The 20,776-nt window shown below is 44.3% G+C and carries 16 protein-coding genes; 8 read left to right on the forward strand and 8 right to left on the reverse strand.

All coding sequences use genetic code 11. The features are described 5' to 3' along the window. Positions 1-14: 14 nt before the first annotated feature. From aceF to Q9312_RS07010, 5 genes are all read right to left on the reverse strand, one after another. Positions 15-1,655 carry a dihydrolipoyllysine-residue acetyltransferase gene (gene aceF, locus Q9312_RS06990; RefSeq protein ID WP_309203871.1) on the reverse strand — a complete coding sequence of 547 codons (1,641 nt, stop codon included), beginning with the start codon at positions 1,653-1,655 and terminating at the stop codon, positions 15-17. A 32-nt stretch (positions 1,656-1,687) separates the two neighbouring features. Beyond that, positions 1,688-4,357: a pyruvate dehydrogenase (acetyl-transferring), homodimeric type gene (gene aceE / locus Q9312_RS06995; RefSeq protein ID WP_309203872.1), complete on the reverse strand. Its 2,670-nt coding sequence runs from the start codon at positions 4,355-4,357 to the stop codon at positions 1,688-1,690. Between the two features lie 380 nt (positions 4,358-4,737). Next, the gene (gene ampE, locus Q9312_RS07000; RefSeq protein WP_309203874.1) at positions 4,738-5,535 is read right to left on the reverse strand and encodes a regulatory signaling modulator protein AmpE; all 798 of its coding nucleotides are present in this window, start codon (positions 5,533-5,535) and stop codon (positions 4,738-4,740) included. A 157-nt stretch (positions 5,536-5,692) separates the two neighbouring features. Further along, the gene (ampD, locus tag Q9312_RS07005; protein ID WP_309203875.1) at positions 5,693-6,292 is read right to left on the reverse strand and encodes a 1,6-anhydro-N-acetylmuramyl-L-alanine amidase AmpD; all 600 of its coding nucleotides are present in this window, start codon (positions 6,290-6,292) and stop codon (positions 5,693-5,695) included. Positions 6,293-6,394: 102 nt separating this feature from the next. Then, positions 6,395-8,641 (reverse strand): DUF1631 domain-containing protein, encoded by a 2,247-nt coding sequence (locus Q9312_RS07010; protein ID WP_309203876.1) that lies wholly within the window; start codon positions 8,639-8,641, stop codon positions 6,395-6,397. A 367-nt stretch (positions 8,642-9,008) separates the two neighbouring features. On the opposite strand from Q9312_RS07010, the gene nadC reads away from it, so the two are divergent. The 8 genes from nadC (at position 9,009) to Q9312_RS07050 (ending at position 16,390) form a co-directional block, all read left to right on the forward strand. Further along, on the forward strand, positions 9,009-9,866 hold the full coding sequence (gene nadC, locus Q9312_RS07015; RefSeq protein ID WP_309203877.1) for a carboxylating nicotinate-nucleotide diphosphorylase: 858 nt from the start codon (positions 9,009-9,011) through the stop codon (positions 9,864-9,866). Between the two features lie 409 nt (positions 9,867-10,275). Then, complete coding sequence (locus Q9312_RS07020; protein ID WP_309203878.1) at positions 10,276-10,716, forward strand: pilin; 441 nt, start codon at positions 10,276-10,278, stop codon at positions 10,714-10,716. Positions 10,717-10,881: 165 nt separating this feature from the next. Further along, positions 10,882-12,582 carry a type IV-A pilus assembly ATPase PilB gene (gene pilB / locus Q9312_RS07025; protein WP_309203879.1) on the forward strand — a complete coding sequence of 567 codons (1,701 nt, stop codon included), beginning with the start codon at positions 10,882-10,884 and terminating at the stop codon, positions 12,580-12,582. 60 nt (positions 12,583-12,642) lie between these two features. Continuing rightward, positions 12,643-13,836, forward strand: a complete 1,194-nt coding sequence (locus Q9312_RS07030; protein ID WP_309203880.1) for a type II secretion system F family protein — start codon at positions 12,643-12,645, stop codon at positions 13,834-13,836. After that, the gene (locus tag Q9312_RS07035; RefSeq protein WP_309203881.1) at positions 13,837-14,736 is read left to right on the forward strand and encodes a prepilin peptidase; all 900 of its coding nucleotides are present in this window, start codon (positions 13,837-13,839) and stop codon (positions 14,734-14,736) included. Positions 14,737-14,747: 11 nt separating this feature from the next. Continuing rightward, complete coding sequence (coaE, locus tag Q9312_RS07040) at positions 14,748-15,347, forward strand: dephospho-CoA kinase (protein WP_309203882.1); 600 nt, start codon at positions 14,748-14,750, stop codon at positions 15,345-15,347. Between the two features lie 3 nt (positions 15,348-15,350). Beyond that, complete coding sequence (gene zapD, locus Q9312_RS07045; RefSeq protein ID WP_309203884.1) at positions 15,351-16,103, forward strand: cell division protein ZapD; 753 nt, start codon at positions 15,351-15,353, stop codon at positions 16,101-16,103. 98 nt (positions 16,104-16,201) lie between these two features. Further along, complete coding sequence (locus Q9312_RS07050; RefSeq protein WP_309203885.1) at positions 16,202-16,390, forward strand: DNA gyrase inhibitor YacG; 189 nt, start codon at positions 16,202-16,204, stop codon at positions 16,388-16,390. Positions 16,391-16,435: 45 nt separating this feature from the next. On the opposite strand, the gene mutT is transcribed toward Q9312_RS07050, so the two are convergent. The 3 genes from mutT to Q9312_RS07065 all read right to left on the reverse strand — a co-directional run bounded on the left by mutT (position 16,436) and on the right by Q9312_RS07065 (position 20,767). After that, positions 16,436-16,828 (reverse strand): 8-oxo-dGTP diphosphatase MutT, encoded by a 393-nt coding sequence (mutT, locus tag Q9312_RS07055; protein ID WP_309203886.1) that lies wholly within the window; start codon positions 16,826-16,828, stop codon positions 16,436-16,438. A gap of 1 nt (position 16,829) precedes the next feature. Next, positions 16,830-19,580 carry a preprotein translocase subunit SecA gene (secA, locus tag Q9312_RS07060; protein ID WP_309203887.1) on the reverse strand — a complete coding sequence of 917 codons (2,751 nt, stop codon included), beginning with the start codon at positions 19,578-19,580 and terminating at the stop codon, positions 16,830-16,832. Positions 19,581-19,828: 248 nt separating this feature from the next. After that, positions 19,829-20,767 carry a M23 family metallopeptidase gene (locus tag Q9312_RS07065; RefSeq protein WP_309203888.1) on the reverse strand — a complete coding sequence of 313 codons (939 nt, stop codon included), beginning with the start codon at positions 20,765-20,767 and terminating at the stop codon, positions 19,829-19,831. Positions 20,768-20,776: the final 9 nt, after the last annotated feature.

Below are 20,776 nucleotides of genomic sequence, written 5' to 3' on the forward strand. Positions count from 1 at the left end.
CATTTGAGCGAGTATTAGAGCAATACTCGCCGAATATCAGCCAAGGTATTGGCTAAATGTACACAGAATCGTGCGGCATCGGCTCCATCAATCACTCGATGATCATACGACAGAGACATAGGCAGCATGAGCCGTGGCTCAAAAGACTCACCATTCCACACCGGCTTCATTTGGTTCTTACTTAACCCTAAGATAGCCACGTTTGGCCAAGCGACGATTGGAGTAAACGATGTGCCACCAATTCCGCCAAGGGATGAAATAGTAAACGTACTGCCTTGCATTGCATCGGCACCCAGCTTCTTATCTCGAGCTTTTGCGCTAAGTTCACCTAATTCAGTCGCGATTTGATACACCGACTTTTGATCGACATCTCGCACCACAGGTACAACTAAGCCGTCAGGCGTGTCAGCTGCCACACCAATATGATAGTACTTTTTCACGATTAAATTTTCGCCATCGTTTGCCAGCGACGCATTAAATCGAGGAAACGCCTGCAACGTATGAACCAAAGCCTTCATAACAAATGCTAGCGGTGTTAAGCGCACCCCTGCTTGCATTGCTTCGTCTTTCATTTGCTTGCGGAAGGCTTCGAGCTCTGTGATGTCAGCATCTTCATGCTGCGTAACATGGGGAATGGTAATCCAGTTACGATGTAAGTTAACGCTGCTGATTTTCTGAATACGAGAAAGCGGCTGCTGCTCTATTTCGCCCCACTTGCTAAAATCAATTTCTGGCATCTCTGGCATTGCAAAAGAGCCAGACGCTGCCGTCGCTTTGGGTCGAGAAAGTTCGTACTTAACGTACTTTTGAACATCTTCTTTCAGCACTCGGCTTTTCGGACCGGAACCACTGACTTTAGCCAAATCTACGCCGAGTTCTCTCGCAAAACGACGCACCGCAGGACTTGCGTGTATCACCGCGCCTTCACTGCGCTTGGGAGCTTGTTGCGGATAATCTGGAACAGGCGCTTTTCGCGGCTCACTTTCCGTCTGACTTGGGCTCGAAGACGGCGTGTTGTCTGCAACTGCCGGTGCAGCGGTTGCTTGGCTTTTACCATTGCTCGATTGATTCGCGACGGTCATTTGACCGATCGCAGACCCTTGACTGACTTTATCACCTACTTTGATGGTGAGTGACTCAATCACACCTGAGTAAGGAGAGGGCACTTCCATGGTCGCTTTATCGGTTTCTAAAACAATCAAACTGTCGTTCTCAGACACTTCATCTCCGACATTAACACACACTTCTATGACATCGACATCGCTAGAATCTCCGATATCGGGCACGGTTACATCAACCGTCTCAGAGCCTGCCGACGAGTTATTCGAAGTCTCAGAATGGTCTTCTTCGCTCGCATGATTCGCGTTCGACTCGGCCGAGTTATCCTTTTGCTCTATGTCAGTTTGGTTATTTTGAACCGCTTCAACCGTTAAAATAATATCGCCTTGCGATACTTTATCGCCAACCGACAGTTTTATCTCTTTAACTATGCCAGCTTCTGATGACGGCACTTCCATCGTAGCCTTATCGGTTTCTAGGGTAATCAAAGGATCATCTTTCGCAATTTGATCGCCAACGGAGACCAAGACTTCAATTACATCGACATCAGCGCTATCGCCGATATCAGGAACCTTCACTTCAACTAAATTCGCCACACTTTTCTCCAGAACTTATTCTTGTCTTGCGCTTAAGCGGTCAGTGGATTCGGTTTATTCACATCAATGCCGTATTGTTTTAACGCTTTGGCAACTATTTTTCGCTCAATCGCACCTTCTTCAGCCAACGCCATGAGCGCAGCGACGGTAATGTAATAACGATCAACCTCGAAAAAGTTACGTAATTTGGCTCGACTATCTGAACGTCCAAAACCATCAGTACCAAGCACTTTATAGGTTCCAGGTACCCAGTTTCGAATCTGATCGGCATAGACTTTCATGTAGTCTGTTGCAGCGATTACCGGCCCTTGCTGGTTTGCTAAACACTTAGCGACAAACGCTTGCTTAACGTCAGCTTCAGGGTTCAGTAAATTCTCTCGATCAGCATTGAGGCCGTCTCTACGCAGTTCATTGAAACTGGTAACACTCCACAAGTCCGACTCGACTTTCCAGTCTGACTTCAATAGCTCCGCGGCAGCTTCAACTTCTCTCAAAATAGTGCCACTGCCTAACAACTGAACTCGAGATTGCCCTTTTTTGCTTTTCGCACCAGGTTTCAATAAATACATGCCTTTTATGATGCCTTCTTCGGCACCTTCAGGCATGGCTGGCTGCGGGTAATTTTCGTTCATGGTGGTTAAGTAATAAAACACGTTTTCTTGATCTTCGTACATGCGACGCATACCGTCTCGCACGATCAACGCTAATTCATACGCATAGGTCGGATCATAGCTAACACAATTTGGAATGGTTGACGCTAATATATGACTGTGACCGTCTTGATGCTGTAATCCCTCTCCATTCAAGGTTGTTCGACCTGCTGTTGCGCCGATTAAAAATCCTCGCGCTTGCATATCGCCGGCCATCCAAGCCAAATCGCCAATACGTTGAAAGCCAAACATCGAGTAATAAATATAAAACGGCACCATCGGTAAGTTATTGGTTGAATAACTGGTCGCCGCGGCTAACCAGCTCGAGAATGCACCCGCTTCATTGATACCTTCTTCTAAAATTTGCCCTTTTTTATCTTCTCGATAAAACATCACTTGGTCTGAGTCGACTGGTTCATACAGCTGGCCGACAGAAGAGTAGATGCCGTATTGTCGGAACATCCCTTCCATACCAAAGGTTCGAGCCTCATCAGGAACAATGGGAACAATCCGCTCGCCGATTTTTTTGTCTTTCAACAAGGCATTCAACACTCGAACGAACGCCATCGTTGTTGAAATTTCTCGGCCATCAGAGCCTTTGGTGATCGCTTCGAAAGCCTTCATTGGCGGCACTTCTAAGGATTCAGATTTTGCTCGTCTAGAGGGCAAGTAGCCACCCAGTGCTTTACGACGCTCCTGCAAATACTTTATTTCTGGGCTATCTTCGCCTGGGTGATAAAAAGGGACATCTTCTAATTGATCGTCCGACACAGGAATACGGAATCGATCGCGAAAATGTTTTAACGCTTCAAGGTTCATTTTCTTGACTTGATGAGAGATGTTTTTGCCTTCTCCACTTTCTCCCATGCCATAACCTTTTACGGTCTTCGCGAGAATGACCGTTGGCTGTCCTTTGTGATTAACGGCAGCGTGATAGGCGGCATAAACCTTAGAGGGATCATGGCCACCTCGATTCAGTCGCCAAATATCTTGGTCAGACATATTGGCTACCATCTCTAACAACTTCGGATGTTTTCCGAAGAAATAATCGCGAGTAAATTTGCCGCCCTTTGCTTTGTAATTCTGATACTCACCATCAACCGTCTCTTCCATCGTCTGTAACAACAAACCATCGGTATCGCGAGCGATCAGAGGATCCCAATAACGTCCCCAAATGACTTTTATGACATTCCAGCCGCTGCCGCGAAAATCACCTTCTAGCTCTTGAATGATTTTTCCATTACCACGCACAGGACCATCGAGACGTTGCAGGTTACAATTAATCACAAAAATGAGGTTATCAAGTTTTTCACGTCCTGCTAACGAAATAGCGCCTAGCGACTCTGGCTCATCCATCTCGCCGTCACCTAAGAATGCCCACACTTTACGGCCTTTGGTATTGACTAAGCCTCGGTCATCTAGGTATTTCAGAAAGCGTGCTTGATAAATAGCAGAAATCGGCCCTAAGCCCATTGATACCGTTGGAAACTGCCAAAAGTCTGGCATCAACCATGGGTGAGGGTATGAAGATAAGCCTTTACCATCGGTCTCTTGCCGAAACTCTGCGAGTTGATCGGTATTAAGACGACCTTCCAGAAACGCTCGAGCATAGATGCCTGGTGAAGCGTGCCCTTGAAAATAAATTAAATCGCCACCGAACTCTTCGGTATCGCCGCGGAAAAAGTGATTAAACCCAACATCATAAAGTGTTGCTGATGAGGCAAAACTCGATAAATGGCCACCCAGCTCTAAATCTTTCTTTGTCGCCTGTAACACAATGGCAATCGCGTTCCATCGAATCAGCGAACGCAGTCGTCGCTCCATCTCTTGATCACCAGGAATATGAGCTTCTTGCGATGGAGGAATGGTATTTAAGTACGCCGTCGTTGCATCATAAGGGATGTGAGCTCCCGAGCGACGCGCTTTGTCAATCAAACGCTCTAATAAATAGTGCGCTCGATTAACTCCCTCTTCATCAAGCACTGCATCGAGCGCATCAAGCCATTCCTCAGTTTCGATAGGATCGACATCATTTCTCGCATCAACCGCCATAAACAGGTTTCCTCACAATTATTCATTCTAGTCAGCACAAGGGTGCCGCTGTAAGTAAAGACTAAATTGCCTTGTTTTGCGACCTTTTGAGGACGCATACAATTAAAAAACTTAACTAATTCATTACGTTAGTTTGATCGAGAGCGAAAGTTTCAAAGACAAAAACTAACGTGCAGATGATAATGGAGCCGTATGATACCAGAGGAAAAGTGAAAATGAAGGACATACCAGTGCTTTTATGTAATTTATTTACAAAAATTCTGAAAGTTATTCGCCAATAAGCCGCTATTTCTGGAATTAAATTTCAACAAAGCTTATACACACTGCATTATTTTGGTGCATTCTGTGTTTTTGGTGTCACCCACTATTGCCTTGAGCGACTAAGTTAGTTGAAAGAATGACATCAAAGCGATGAGAACCGTGAGTAAAATTAAGCAACGCTCACAAGAATGCCGAGCCTCACTCAGGCTACTGTGAACGTCTTCGGCTTCGAAGGTCATGCTTTTAAGTGCGGTGTCGGTTAACAGTTGAGCGTTGTTGGCATCGGTGCTCAATGCCTCTTGTTTGAATGCGCTAAAGCCGGTCGCAAAATTTCCAGTCAACATAAACAATAACGCCGAAAGCCGTGTTGGAATCCAATCAACAATATGAAAAAGCGTCTGCCAAACTGGGTTACTGGAGTCTTCCGGGGTCGTTCGCTCACTCTCAGCTAAATGGTGTACGACTCGATAGATTAAAGCAGCGACGGGCCCGAGCAATACTAGCCATATCAAAACGGCCAAAAATCCTTGATGCGCATAGTTAATTAAACCTTGTGCCAATGCGCGCTCTTCGTCGTTCGTTGGAACGCCTTGCTCTCCTTCGGTCCCTAACTGTTGACGGTAGAAGTCGGCTAATGTTTTTGGTCCCAAACTCCAAAAGACAATGGCAACGGCTACGGCAAGCTGGAACAGAAAACCAAACACTCCCGGTTGTGACTGCAGTAAAACACTCGCAATTACTACAGGAGGTAAAAGAACTAAGAAGCTAACTAACCACGGATTTAATTGTTTACTAGAGTCAAAAATCGCTTGCCAAGAATCGGCATACTGCACAATTCTATGATGGTTTCGCAGCCCCGCGAGATGGCTTGCAAACGTCTCTAAAATCAGTACCGCAACTAAAACAATTAAAGTCATTGAATTTACCCTTCTGTTGCGAACAACCGCTTTTTGAATCTCATCTAAAATTAGATTTCAATTAAATTGCACTGAACAGTGCGATGACCTCTGCTGAGTTTAATCATTTGCTTGTCCACTTGTCTAGAGCCGGTCTACTTGTCTATGAAAGTCATGCTTAAGGGCATGACAATAATTCACGGAATCGTTGCCAATCGAAACTCTCTCCAGGATCCGTTTTACGGGTAGGTGCGATATCGCAATGACCAACAATCCGCTCAGCCGAAATTGCTGGATACCGCGTCATTAACAACTCAACCAACTGAGTCAAACTAAAGTATTGAGCGTCAGAATAAGGTTGGCTGTCCGTCCCCTCGAGTTCAATGCCAATGGAAAAGTCATTGCAATTCTCTCGTCCGTGCCATGATGACACCCCCGCATGCCAAGCTCGTTGATCCGGGTCGACAAACTCAATCACCGACCCCGTGCGATCGATAAAATAATGAGCGGATACTTGTAGATCTTTAATTTCTTCAAAAAAAGGATGCTCTTCTGAGTTTAATTTGCCCGTGAAAAATTCTTCTACCTTTCCGGTGCCAAACTGACCGGGAGGCAGACTAATATTGTGAATGACCAATAGATCAACGATCGTCTGATTTGGTCGCTCGTTATGAAAGGGTGATGGTATTTTTTTCAACTTAAGAGAATTTGCCATTTGCCTTTCAGCAGATAGCTTTGAAGAATCTTGATGGTTTGGGTCTTGAGCAGTCAATGGCATTTCAACTCGATTGCAAAAATGCCATTAAACCTAGACTACTATAAAAAAGCAAACGCTTCGTTTAGGTTGCAAACATCGAACTCTGGTTCTAATGAACCAATATTAAGCTTCTTTCATTGATCGCAAATTGGTAATTACCGACTCAAGTGCACGATCAAACAAAGCAGCATCGTCTAATATCGCTATCAACCCAGCCTTTAGCCCAGCTGCAAGTCGACCTTTGGTCAATTCTGCAAGCTTCATTCCGGTTCGATTTACAAAAATGTATTTGTCTGAACTCACAATATGCGCGGCCAACTTACATCGTTGTTTTTCGTCAGGTGTCACCGTTGCCATTTCTAGCCACGAACCACCTTGCAATTGTTCCACCGTCTCAAACACTGGATCTGAGTGATCTTGGAGTTCCTCTAACGCTTCTATTGGTGTTTGCTCCGTTGAATCTTTCTTCACTTGGACTGGCTCGCTGATCGGCAAAGAAAGTTCTTTAACCGTTTCTTCCGTCGCAGCTTCACCGATTGTCTCTGTTGGTGACGGTTGATTAACAGAATCATCTGATTGAGGTTGATGGGTGACCAGTGGCAACGCCAATATTTTACGATGACACTCTTCAAGCTCCTCAAGAAGTTGGCTTGACCGATAAGAATTAAAGGAAATTCGATTCATGCCAAGGCGTAAGTTTTTGATCAAACTGACCATAATTTTTTTCAACTTCGCCTTAGCTTCTTCATTGCCCTTTGGTTGTACACTCCAAACTAAAAACTCTGCAACTTTAAGGGCTTTTTCCCAGCCTTCTTGATTGTTTGGCTTTAACAACTCAAGAAATAAAACGTTCGTCCAAGCTTCTTTGAGAATGTGCTTCACTGGCTCTGCAATAATGCGCCCATGACACATTCGCGCAATTTCACTGTTCACTTTTTGCCGAGCATTATCTGCTTTGGCTTTGCCTTCTTCAGCTTCTTTCATGCGCTTCTCTAAAATAGAAGTGCGCTTGTTGTCTTGCGATTTGAAGGCTTCAAAATCATTGAGTAGGTTTGAGAACAAACCGACATCGTCTCGAAATTCAGTTGTAATGGTTTCTACAATTTGCGAGATCTTATTTAACAAAGGATCAACACTATTCTCGCCCATCGGAACCCAGCCGATACCGGCACGCGACAACTCATTTAATAACTTACGAGCGGGATGCTGGCGGTCACTAAAAAAGGTTCTGTCAACTAAGCCAACTTTGAGCATTGGAATCTGTAAACGAGCGATCATCGCTTTAATGTCGTTATGCAGATTCTTGTCATCCAGAATAAAGTCGAACAGCATGGTAACAATGTCGATAACGTCGTCATTCACATTGCCAATGGTTCCACCGTTCACATGGCCTTGAGTAGCAGGTAAAAACCCGCCTAAAATATGGCGCACTTGTTCTGGGGTCGATAAATCTCGCGGAGAATAACCAGGATCGCGTTGCAAATTGGTCAATGCATTAACCAATTGATCGGTTTCAACGACTTGCGTTCCTTCCGGATACGCCACTTTTCGGTTGCCAATAAGGTCACGCAGGGTATTAAAAACTTCCTCTCGAACCTCGTCCCGAAGCTCTTCTTTTGTTTGACCTTTATTGTCTTCCGACTCTCGCTTTGCCCGCTCACGCTCAACCCGACGAGGACGCCGCTTATGCAAATCAGGCAATACTCCCTTTTCAGCGAACTCTTCGTTCACTTCTAAGTAAACATCTTTGAGACTTTCAATAACTGACCGTTCGAACAGTTTAAAGACAATCAACCGAGATTGAACATCAAGCTCTAAGCTGTGACTGCTGGTGCGGAAAGCCTCTGCAATAAATCGTGGATCAAGAGGATTGGTTGACTGGGTGACTGAAACGGTTGGACAAAGAGTGTCTAACCGAGTACAGATATGCTCCAGAGCGACAGAATTGTCATTTCTGCCTTTATTGACCATGGCATCGACCGCAAGATCTTCTTCGAGATCATCTTCTTGTACAAGACTCAAACTGTCTAAAGAAATGGCTTCGACGTTATCGAATTTTGGGGTATCCGAGGCCACGCCAAGTTGCTTTTTAAAGGAAAACTCAAGCTCTTGTCGGAATATGTTGACCAGTCCTTGCCGCTTAATGCGTACCTGACGCATGGCGTTAAAAAAGGTCACCTCATTCGACTTATCTGCCATATCGAACAGTTTATCGTCGGCAGAATCAAGCATTCTGTTCAACAACAACACCAACTCGTTAATCGATAAGTCTTTAATATGGGTGACTAAATTGGACAATGTAGGTTTCTCGCCGACGAAAGTCTCGTGGGAGTCACGCTCGAAATTGACAATATTCGGCTTTTTACTCACTACTGTGGTACCTCAAAAATTCTCACTTAGTGCAGATTAAGTGGACAGCATGATTAAAAAGTAGTCCAAATCTCAATTTTGCGGTGTGATACGCCTCACAAAGACTCAAAGTTTATCGAGATTTTTTATTGCATCATTGAGATAGTCACAAAGTGTCTGCGAACCTGTTCATCATTCGCCTTCTTGCACCTACCGAGTCCGCAATAATCAGACATCATCTCGGGTTCCCACAACCATTTTTCAGAGAATTTAGACTCAAATCGACGGGCTTTTCCTTAAACTAAGCGCTAAGCCGCTTTGCTCCTTACTTCAATACCGCTAAAATAGAGAGTTGCTAGCCAAATCATAGACCATTTTAGAGCAAATAATGAATCAAAAATCTCTCGCGGTATCTATTCAACAGTCCGTCCAACTCGCGCTTGAGGAAGACCTAGGCCCAATTAACCGTGATTTTACTGCAGAGCTGATTGCTCCGGATAAAACCGCGCATGCGCAATTAATATGTCGAGAGCAAGGCATCTTATGCGGCCAAGCATGGGCAGAAGAAGTATTCCGGCAACTTGGCGGCCAAGTTGAGCTAACCTGGCTTAAAAAAGATGGCGACTCTCTTTCACCTAACGATACCCTGCTAACGCTTTCTGGTGATGCAAGGTCTATTTTGACCGGAGAAAGAACGGCCATGAACTTTATCCAAACCCTTTCTGCTTGTGCGACTATTACTAGCCGTTTCGCAGAGCAACTCACAGGCACACGCTGCCAGCTTTTAGATACTCGAAAAACCATTCCGGGGTTGAGGTTGGCGCAAAAATACGCGGTAACCGTTGGCGGGGGTCAAAACCATCGCATTGGATTGTTTGACGCTTTTCTGATTAAGGAGAATCATATTGCCGCGGCCGGCTCTATTACGGCTGCGGTGAACTCCGCGCGAAATCTCAACTCATCGCTCAAGTTAGAAGTCGAAGTTGAGTCCATTGATGAGCTCAATGAAGCGCTCGAAGCTGGTGCTGACTATATTATGCTGGATAATTTTTCTTTAGATATGATGAATGCAGCGGTCAAACTCAACCAGCAACAAAGCCGCCCGGCTAAACTTGAAGCCTCAGGTGACGTGACCTTGGCTACCATTCGCTCAATTGCAGAGACAGGTGTGGACTTTATCTCTGTGGGCGCGCTCACCAAACATATCTCAGCACTCGATCTCAGTTTAAGGGTTAACCTAGAGTAACCATTGTTAGGCACAAAAGCGGGCTCATAATCGTCATTCGTCAACATCAACTAGCTTGAACTTATCGGCAGCTATGACTATGGTTTTAGCAGTTCCTGCCCGTTTGAAGCTCGGAAGGCAGCAAATCTGACGGTGCAAAGCGCTCAGCATTGCGCAGTCAGTCTAAGCTTTCGCTGGCAGCTAGGTGACACGGATGAGCCATTAACGTAAAGAACTGACAAAATTTGTCACTCTAAGTAACAAATTGTGTCACTTAACTGAAGATAAAAAGCGACTCAATTAACAAAAGCAACAATTGGTGCTGCTAAAAGTCTTTACTTACAGTGAGTTATTGATAATCTAAAAGTTGGCACGCCTCTCGCATAGTTTATGGCGAAGTCAATTCACAACCTCATATTGGAGTTTACACATGAAAAAAACTAACTCAGGTTTTACCTTAATCGAATTAATGATCGTTGTTGCGATCATCGGTATTCTTGCAGCTATCGCTCTTCCTGCGTACCAAGATTACACTATCCGTTCAAAAGTATCTGAAGGTTTAGCATTAGGTGCTGAAGCGAAAACTGCTGTTGCAGAAACTGCTGCATCTTTAGGTGGTCTAGCTAACGTAACTGCAGCTAACACTGGTTATACTTTCCCAGCGGGTGGTACTGATTATGTAAACAGCATCGCTATCACTGACGCTACTGGCGTAATCACTATTACTATGGGTGGAACTCAAGGTACTGGTGCAACAACTGAGCCAGTCATCACTTTGACTCCTAACCAAGCAGCTCCAGAAGCGCCAATCACTTGGGTTTGTGCGACTACTGCTGGTCTTCCAAAGCACGTTCCAGCTAACTGCCGTTAATTCAGGCTTAGCTTTAGAAAAAGCCGCCCTTTGGGCGGCTTTTTTGTTGGTTCGATAAATACGTCAAATTTTTTAAAATTCCCTCATTGAAGAACGCACGAAAACTTAGAAGTTTTACTAAAATAATGCTATAACTATCAGAATTGTAATTAAATTTTGAATCTTATGTCTGGAACTTTTGTTAGTGGACTCACCCGACGCTTAGTCAATGAAGGCCTCATCAGCGAAACACAAGCAGCCGAGGCCGGACAAGCTGCGCAAAAAACATCGACGCCAATCGTCAAGTATTTGATTGATAATCAAATAATTCCATCAGATGTTCTGGTTAACTTGGCTTCCGTTGAATTCGGTGTACCTATTTTCGACCTAAGTTCACTCGATTATGACCAAATTCCCAAAGGCGTAGTCGATGAGAAGCTTATCGCCAAGCATCAAGCAACCCCTATTTTCAAACGTGGAAATCGCTTATTCGTTGCTGTTTCAGACCCGACCAACTTAATCGCCCTTGATGAAATTCAGTTTCACAGCAAACTGACCGTTGAGGCCGTTCTAGTCGAGCAGAAAAAGCTCGAGCCGCTGATTGATAAAATCATTGAAGAACAAGACAGTCAAAACCTTGCTGAGTTTGACGACGCCGATCTCGAAAACCTCGATGTTGAAAGCGGAGACACTAAACCAGCCGACGACGACGATGCTAGCGGTGACGATGCGCCTATTGTTCGTTTCGTGAATAAGATTTTACTCGATGCGATTAAAAAAGGCGCTTCAGATTTACACTTCGAACCCTACGAGAAAAACTATCGCGTCCGCTTTCGTATCGATGGCATCTTACATGAAGTGTCTAGCCCTCCAGTAAATCTGTCGACCCGCATTTCAGCACGTTTAAAAGTCATGTCTCGACTCGACATTTCAGAAAAGCGAAAACCACAAGATGGTCGGATTAAGTTAAAACTGTCAAAGAACAAAGCCATCGACTTTCGTGTTAGCACTCTGCCAACACTTTTCGGCGAAAAAATCGTTATGCGTATACTCGACCCTTCGAGCGCCATGTTAGGTATCGAAGTGTTAGGCTATGAGCCGGAGCAACGCAAACTGTATGAAGAATGTCTATTTAAGCCTCAAGGCATGGTCTTGGTTACCGGTCCGACAGGTTCGGGTAAAACGGTTTCTCTTTACACGGGTGTTAACATGCTCAACCAACCCGAGCGAAATATTTCGACCGCAGAAGACCCGGTTGAGATTAACTTGTCAGGGATCAATCAGGTCAATGTAAACCCCAAGGCTGGATTAGATTTCTCCTCTGCCCTTCGAGCTTTCCTTCGACAAGATCCTGACGTTATTCTGGTTGGTGAGATTCGTGACCTAGAAACTGCAGAAATCGCCATCAAAGCCGCACAAACGGGTCATATGGTACTGTCCACTTTGCACACCAACAGCGCTCCAGAAACCTTGACTCGTCTGGTCAATATGGGCGTTGCACCTTTCAATATCGCAACGAGTGTCAATCTAGTTATTGCACAGCGATTAGCACGAAGATTGTGCAGCCATTGTAAACGGGTCATCGATATTCCCAAAGAAGCACAATTAGAGCTGGGATTTACGGAAGAACAAATAGGAACTTTCGAAATTTATGAACCAGTTGGTTGTGATAATTGTACGCAAGGGTATAAAGGACGTGTTGGTATTTATCAAGTAATGCCCGTCTCTGAAACCATGGGTCGGATCATTATGGAAGGTGGCAATGCCATCGATATTGCTGATCAAGCAGCAAAAGAAGGCGTAAACGACTTGAGAAAGTCAGGTTTACTCAAGGTTATTCAAGGGGTCACTTCTCTCGAAGAGGTCAACCGCGTAACACAGGATTAAAATAATGGCTGTTGCAACCCAAAAAAATCTGCATCGAAAGAAAAAGCACCTAAGGTAACGGTGTTTACCTATTCAGGTGTCGATAAAAAAGGTAATAAGATCAAAGGCGAGTTAACTGCAGATACTCAAGCCATCGCGAAGGCCCAATTACGCAAGCAAGGTGTGATCCCGCAAAAGGTCGTGAAGAAGCCACAGCCTTTATTCGGGGGCGGCAAAAAGCCAATCACGCCTGCAGACATCGCTCTGGTTGCCCGTCAACTCGCAACCATGATGAAAGCCGGTGTACCTCTCGTTCAGTCCTTTGACATTATCGGTAAAGGGCATGAAAACCCCTCGGTTCAAGAGCTAATACTGACTATCAAAGCCGACATTGAGGCTGGCTCAACCATGGCCGAATCACTGCGCAAGCACCCCAGACAGTTCGATGACCTGTTCTGCGACCTCGTGGCAGCTGGTGAGCAATCAGGTGCTCTTGAGGGCATGCTTGATCGAATTGCAACGTATAAAGAGAAAACCGAAGCACTGAAATCGAAAATTAAGAAAGCGCTCTTTTACCCTATCGCCGTTGTTGTGGTTGCCGTTATCGTTACTGCCATATTGTTGATTTTCGTGGTTCCACAATTCCAAGGCATTTTCGCGAACTTTGGTGCAGAACTTCCTGCATTCACCATGTTTGTTATCGGAATATCTGAATGGCTTCAAGCCAATTGGTTAATTTGCTTAGGCATTATTATCGCTGCCTTTTTTGTCATCAGGCATCTCAATCGAACCTCTGAGAACTTTAGAAATGGCAAAGATAAAATGATTCTCAAGCTACCGATCATTGGAGATATTTTAAACAAAGCCGCGGTAGCCCGATTTGCTCGTACACTTTCAACCACCTTTGCAGCAGGTGTTCCATTGGTTGAAGCACTAGACTCGGCGGCAGGCGCGTCTGGTAACTATGTTTATCGTACTGGTCTGTTGAAAATTAAAGAAGACGTCACTACCGGTATGCAAATGAACATATCCATGGTTAATTCAGGCCTTTTCCCTAATATGGTTAATCAAATGGTCGCTATCGGTGAAGAATCCGGTTCAATCGACGCCATGTTAACTAAAATCGCTGACATTTATGAGCGTGAAGTTGACGATGCGGTTGATGGGTTGAGCTCACTTTTGGAACCACTCATCATGGCTGTTCTTGGGGTTCTTGTGGGTGGCTTAATCGTTGCGATGTACTTACCAATCTTCCAGTTAGGTGCCGTTGTTTAAATGACCGTTATCGACTTTTTGCAGAGCAACCTAACGGCTCTGACTGTAACACTCATCATTGCCGGCCTTTTGGTCGGCAGTTTTTTAAATGTCGTTATATTTCGCTATCCCATTATGCTGTTTCGAGAATGGCGCGATATGGCAAAAGAGATATTAGAGGAGCAGGGCTACCAAATTACAGGTAGTGCTAAAGATCCGCGCTTAGACGATAAAAAATTTAATATCGTTTTCCCCCGCTCACGCTGTCCGCAGTGTAACCATCTCATTCGAAGTTGGGAAAATATTCCCGTAATCAGTTACCTTATACAAAGAGGTAAGTGCACCCAATGTAAGAGTCATATTAGTTTGCGCTATCCTTTTATTGAGCTTCTAACCGCCGCTGCTTTCGGTTGGATAGCTTGGAGTTATGGATGGTCATGGCAAACCGTGATTTACCTTGCCCTAAGCGCGTTGCTAATTGTTCAAATATTTATCGACGCCGACCATAAGATTCTCCCTGATCCGATCAACTATATTTTACTCTGGCTAGGTTTATTTGCCGCTTTTAAAGGTTGGACAATCCCCTTAGAGGATGCACTTTTAGGTGCTTTATTTGGTTACTTATCATTGTGGAGCTTTTATTGGCTCTTCAAACTCGCCACTAAAAAGGAAGGCATGGGCTATGGCGATTTTAAGCTACTCGCCGCTTTAGGTGCCTTCGCTGGATACCAAAAGCTATTCCTAATCATTGTGCTGTCAGCCGGTGTCGGAGCAATCATTGGTATTACAATGATGATGCTCAAAAAATCTGAACGGTCGACGCAAATTCCTTTTGGTCCATACCTTGCTGTTGCTGGCTTTATCGGCATTTTCTGGGGCGACGTTATCATCCAATATTATTTGCGATCGACAGGATTGTAAGTTCTTTCGGCATGCTAAAAATTGGTTTAACAGGTGGCATAGGCAGTGGCAAATCCACTGTCGCCAACCTTTTTCGACTGAAAAATGTTGAAGTCATTGATGCCGATAAAATCGCACGCGATGTCGTAGAGCCAGGTTCTCCAGCTATCCATGAAATTGCACAAAAGTTTGGCCCTAAAGTCATTAACACTGATGGCTCTCTAAATCGAGCGGAGTTACGAGAAATTGTTTTTGCAGACGAGCAACAATTACATTGGCTCAATGGATGTTTGCACCCTATTATTCGTAAAGAAATACTCAACCAAGTGGATAATGCTACCGGTGTTTATGTGATCTTAGATGTACCACTGTTGTTTGAAAATAAACTCAATGAAATGACGGATCGAGTTCTCATCGTTGACTTACCAGAAGCTATGCAGGTTGCTCGAGTGACTGAAAGAGACAAGGTTACTGAAGAAAATGTAAAGGATATTATGGCACGCCAAGTCAGCCGAGAATATCGACTCTCTCATGCCGATGATATAATCGACAACTCTGGTTCAATTGAAAACTTAAAAAAGCAAGTCAACGAGATGCATCAAAAATATCGAGCGCTTGCAGAGAATTGGTGACTTATGATTTTTGAGTTCTCGCTGTCACAAGTTTACCGACACTTTTTACGAGTCGAGTCTGCTTTTGCACAGCTTCGTCGCTTAATATCGAACAAGAGCCCAGAGTCTTATCAAGCCGCGCTACTATTATTTGAAAACCTTTCAGAGTTTTTACTTCGAGTCGACATAAAAAATGAGTTAATCAAAGAACTGGAAATTCAGGCCAATCACTATCAAAAACTTCAAGACAACCCAGCCGTTGACAAAGTGAAGCTAGACAATTTCTTAAATCAATTGAAGAAGCTCCATCATTGGGCAATTAATTTTCATGGAAAAATTGGCGATAGCTTACGTCGCGACCCTTTTCTATCGACCGTTTCTAGCAAACAAAGCCTGAACACCGGAGTTATTTCAGCGGACTCGCCTGAGTTAGCTGTATTCGGTTTTCAAGAGCCCGTATTTCAGGCGCAGCACTTTAAACGTTGGCTAGAGATGCTTGAAGGACTAGAAAAGTCCGTTTCCGTTATATTAAGGCTTACTCGAGAACTGTCTTCTTTTACGGCCGTGGAAGCACCGATTGGTGATTATCTTGTCGACAAACTGCCATCGAGTACCAACCTGATCAGAATTAAGCTTGATGATAAGCTCGTTTTCCCTGAAGTTAGTGCGAGTAAACATTGCGCATCGATCCATTTTTATCGTTTGGATTCAGAGCTGCGAAAAACAAAGTTTCGCGATAAAATAGCCTTTAAAATTGCTCTATGCGGCTGGCGTTAACCTAAAATCGTTACCATTTCACCCGATACTAAAACGTGAGCCCAGAGTCTCAAGTCAACAAACTGACTCACTTACCAATAAAAAGTAACCTGAAATATATGAAAAAAGATCTTCTCGTTAGTTGTCCAAACTGTAAATCGTCTGTCGCGTGGAACGACAGTTTCCCTTTTCGTCCATTCTGCAGTGAACGATGCAAGCTGATTGACCTTGGCGATTGGGCAGATGAATCACACAAAATAGAAGGCGAGTCTGTGAACCCATTTGATATGCCTAGAAATGAAGAATAATATTAAACGTCGAGTTGAATGGAGCCCGTCTAGTCACACAAACATTTAATATTCTTTTTGGAGTATTTGGATAACCTCTTGATTAGCCGCAGGAAACCAGTCTGGTTGTAAATCATCAATTGAACACCATTTTAATGCCTGACCTTCTAAGCCTTTCGGTTCGCCTTTAAAACTCGATGCCATGAAAAACCGAATCAAAACTGTTTTTTCTGGGTACTCAAATCTAACGGTATGAATCAGTTCTAAATTCTCGAGTGTGATATCGAGCTCTTCCTCGCACTCCCTGACTAATGCTTCTTCATAACTTTCGGTTGACTCGACTTTACCTCCGGGAAACTCCCACAGTCCTTCAAGGTGCTTTCCTTTTGGTCGCTGCGCTAAGAGGACTTGATCATCGCGGCGAATCACCGCCGCGACAACTTCAATCTGCTCACTCACTTCAACTTAGCCGACCATGACACTGCTTGTATTTTTTACCCGAGCCACACGGACAAGGATCATTACGCCCCACTTTAACGCCTTCTCTTACAAAGGTATCTTGCTTTTGTTCAGGCTCCGCCTCTCCGGTTAATCCATTTGCTTTTTGGTGCTCAAAGTTCATACGTGCCGCTTCTGCTTCTCGACGACGTTGCTCTTCGACCGCAGCGGCGTCTTCTTCTGAACGAACCTGTACTTTTGATAACACGTTGATCACTTCATGCTTGATTGAGTTCAGCATTTCAGTAAACAGTTCAAAAGCTTCTCGCTTATACTCTTGTTTCGGATTTTTTTGCGCGTATCCACGTAAATGAATACCTTGTCGTAGGTGATCCATCGCAGCAAGATGCTCTCGCCAGTGAGAGTCAACAGCTTGAAGCATCACCGACTTTTCAAAATGCCGCATGACTTCTGCACCAACAACCTCTTCCTTTTGTTTGTAGTTGTTGACGATTTCTTCGATCACTCGCTCTTTGAGTTTTTCTTCGTGTAGCTCATCATCTTGATCTAGCCACTTTCTGATTGGTAGTTCAACTAAGTACTCATTCTTTATATGTTCTTCTAGACCGCTTATATCCCACATTGAATCGATACTCTGCGGCGGAATATAAGTGCTGATATCATCTAATAGCACATCATAACGAACAGCTTCGATAGTGTCAGAGATATCATCGGTTGACATCAATTCGTGGCGTTGTTCGTATATAACTTTACGTTGATCGTTAGCCACATCATCGTATTCGAGAAGCTGTTTACGGATTTCGAAGTTTCGAGCTTCAACTTTACGTTGTGCGTTTTCAATCGCACGCGTTACCATTTTATGCTCAATGGCTTCGTCTTCTTCCCAACCTAAACGGCGTAACATATTGACCATACGTTCTGGTGCAAAAATTCTCATCAAATCATCATCAAGAGAGAGATAAAAGCGACTTAAACCAGGGTCACCCTGACGACCGGCGCGACCTCGTAGCTGATTATCAATTCGTCTCGATTCATGTCGTTCGGAGCCCAATATGGCTAACCCGCCAGCTTCAAGCACTTGCTCATGCCTAACTTTCCACTCTGCTTCAAGTTCGGTAATTTGATCTTTCAACTGCTCGTCAGTTTTATCAGCGTGCTTTTGCTTTAAGTTTTCAATTTCTGTTTTAATTGCTCCACCTAAAACAATATCCGTTCCACGACCAGCCATATTAGTCGCAATGGTCACTACTCCTGGTCGTCCAGCGTCTGCGATAATCTGCGCTTCTTGCTCGTGAAACTTCGCATTCAAAACCTTGTGGTCTATTTTCTTTTTCTTAAGAACTGATGACAGTAACTCAGAGGTTTCGATTGATGCGGTACCAACCAAGACTGGCTGGCCTCTATCTCGGCAAATTTCGATTTGCTCAATCAAAGCTTTGTATTTTGCCTCTCGAGTTAAGAAAACAAGATCTGGCATATCGTCTCTGACCATCGGACGATTGGTTGGAATGACCACAACTTCTAGTCCGTAAATTTGTTGTAACTCGAAAGCTTCGGTATCGGCCGTTCCGGTCATACCGGAAAGTTTGTTATATAATCGGAAGTAATTTTGGAAAGTGATGGACGCTAACGTTTGGTTTTCATTTTGAATGGCTACGCCTTCTTTTGCTTCAACGGCTTGATGTAATCCTTCAGACCAACGCCGACCAGGCATCGTTCGACCGGTGTGTTCATCAACGATAACAATTTCACCATTTTGAACAATATAATCAACGTCAACCTTAAATAACGTATGCGCGCGTAATGCCGCATTAACGTGATGAAGCAATGAGATACTTTGCGCGGAATAAAGTGTTTGCCCCTCAGGTAACAGCCCTGATTGCAATAGTAACTCTTCTATTCTTTCTTGACCACGCTCGGTGAAATGCACTTGTTTAGATTTCTCATCAACCGTAAAATCGCCTTCTTTTTCGACGACCTCATCGTCATCTTCACCCGACGTTAACTGCTGCTCTAACTTTGGAATAAGCGCATTCATCTGCTTGTAAAGCGCAGAGCTGTCTTCCATGGCGCCAGAAATTATTAATGGGGTTCTCGCCTCATCGATCAAAATGGAGTCGACTTCGTCGACCACGGCAAAATTTAATTCCCGTTGAACCATTTCTTCGAGACTAAACGCCATATTATCTCGAAGATAATCGAAACCGAATTCATTGTTGGTGCCGTAAGTGATGTCACATCCATAGGCCGCTTTTTTAACTTCATGCGTCTGCCCTGATAGTGCACAGCCAACGGATAATCCAAGAAATTCATAGAGCGGACGCATCCAGTCGGCGTCACGTTGCGCTAAATAGTCATTAACGGTAATGACATGCACGCCCTTACCTGACAACGCATTCAAATAGGCTGGCAATGTGGCCACTAACGTTTTACCTTCACCGGTACGCATTTCTGCGACCTTGCCTTCATGTAAAACCATGCCACCAATTAACTGCACATCAAAATGACGCATCCCCATCACTCGCTTACTTGCCTCTCGAGCGACCGCGAATGCATCATTCAAAATATCATCTAACGAAGAGCCCTGTTCCAAAAGAGCTTTGAACTCTCCGGTTTTTGCTTGTAGTTGCTCATCGGTTAGCGCTTCTAATTCGGGTTCAAGCGCGTTAATTGCGTCGACACGCTTTTGAAGACGTTTGAGGATACGTTGATTGCGACTACCAAAAATTTTGGTTAAAAATTGTCCGAACATTGTTGTCTCTTTATTCTCTTGTGACTGAGGCCATCCAATGAGGCGATTCGCACTCAACATAATGGCTCGGTCTTATAATCAAAATACAAGTCTGCGACGCATTGTACCTTATAAGCCCCCTAGGTAAAACGCGAATTCTTGACAATGCAAAAATCTCTGTTAAGGAAACTATCTTGGGGCATTAGTAGAAATTACAAGGTGTAAAAAAGGCCAGCATTGCTGGCCTTTTTAAATTCAAAGCGATGGACTTACGATTTGCTTTTACGGTTGACGTAACGAAGTGGGTTAATTTGCTTACCATCTTTTAAAATTTCATAGTGAACATGCGCGCCAGTGGAACGCCCAGAGTTACCCATCGCAGCAACTTGTTGGCCTTTACTGACAACCTCGCCCACTTTAACCGTGGCTTCTTTGTTGTGGCCGTAACGAGTAACAAAGCCGTCACCATGACTGATCTCTACCAACAGTCCATAACCATATCGGTCTCCGACAAAAGTAACGACACCTGCCGCCGTTGCCACGACAGGAGACCCTTCTTTGCCAGCAAAATCAAGCCCGGCATGCCAAGCTGGCCGACCAGAAAAAGGATCGGTTCGTCGACCATAAAACGAAGACATCCAACCTTTTGTGATTGGACGGCCAGAAATATAACGCTCAACACCTATTTGCTTGTCTAACACTAACGACTCTAGGGCTGATAACTGCTGCTCTTTACTGAGAAGCTGAGAGCTAAGCTCATCAAGTAAGTTAAAAAACTCGCCATCACTTACTTGCTCTTTTAATTCATCGAGCTCTTCTGGACCGCCAATCGCCGGAGGCACTGAAAAGTTAAATTCTTTCGCGTCAATTCCTGCCACATTTGCTATTCGAGCACCTGCTGCGTCTAACCGACGCACATGCGCTTGCATAATTCCCAGCCGTGCCATTAAAGCATTCAATTGCTTCTGCGAAGTCGCTTTGGCTTTATTTAACGACGCCTTTTGCTCACTTAATTGCTGTCGCCAGTTTTCAATCGTCGTTTGATCGACATCGGCTAAATGTCCTTGGTATTTCGCATATTGATAACCGACTACCGCAGTAACAATTGGCAAAGCCAATGCAAATACAGCAGCGCAAACAATCACTGCCTTAGTAACTTTTAAACTTCGTATCCCATGACGGGATCGCTGTAATATCGTAAAGCTCATCTTTCCAAC

Origin of the sequence: Pleionea litopenaei, assembly GCF_031198435.1 — a bacterium.
GTDB classification, from domain to species: Bacteria; Pseudomonadota; Gammaproteobacteria; order Enterobacterales; family Kangiellaceae; genus Pleionea; species Pleionea litopenaei.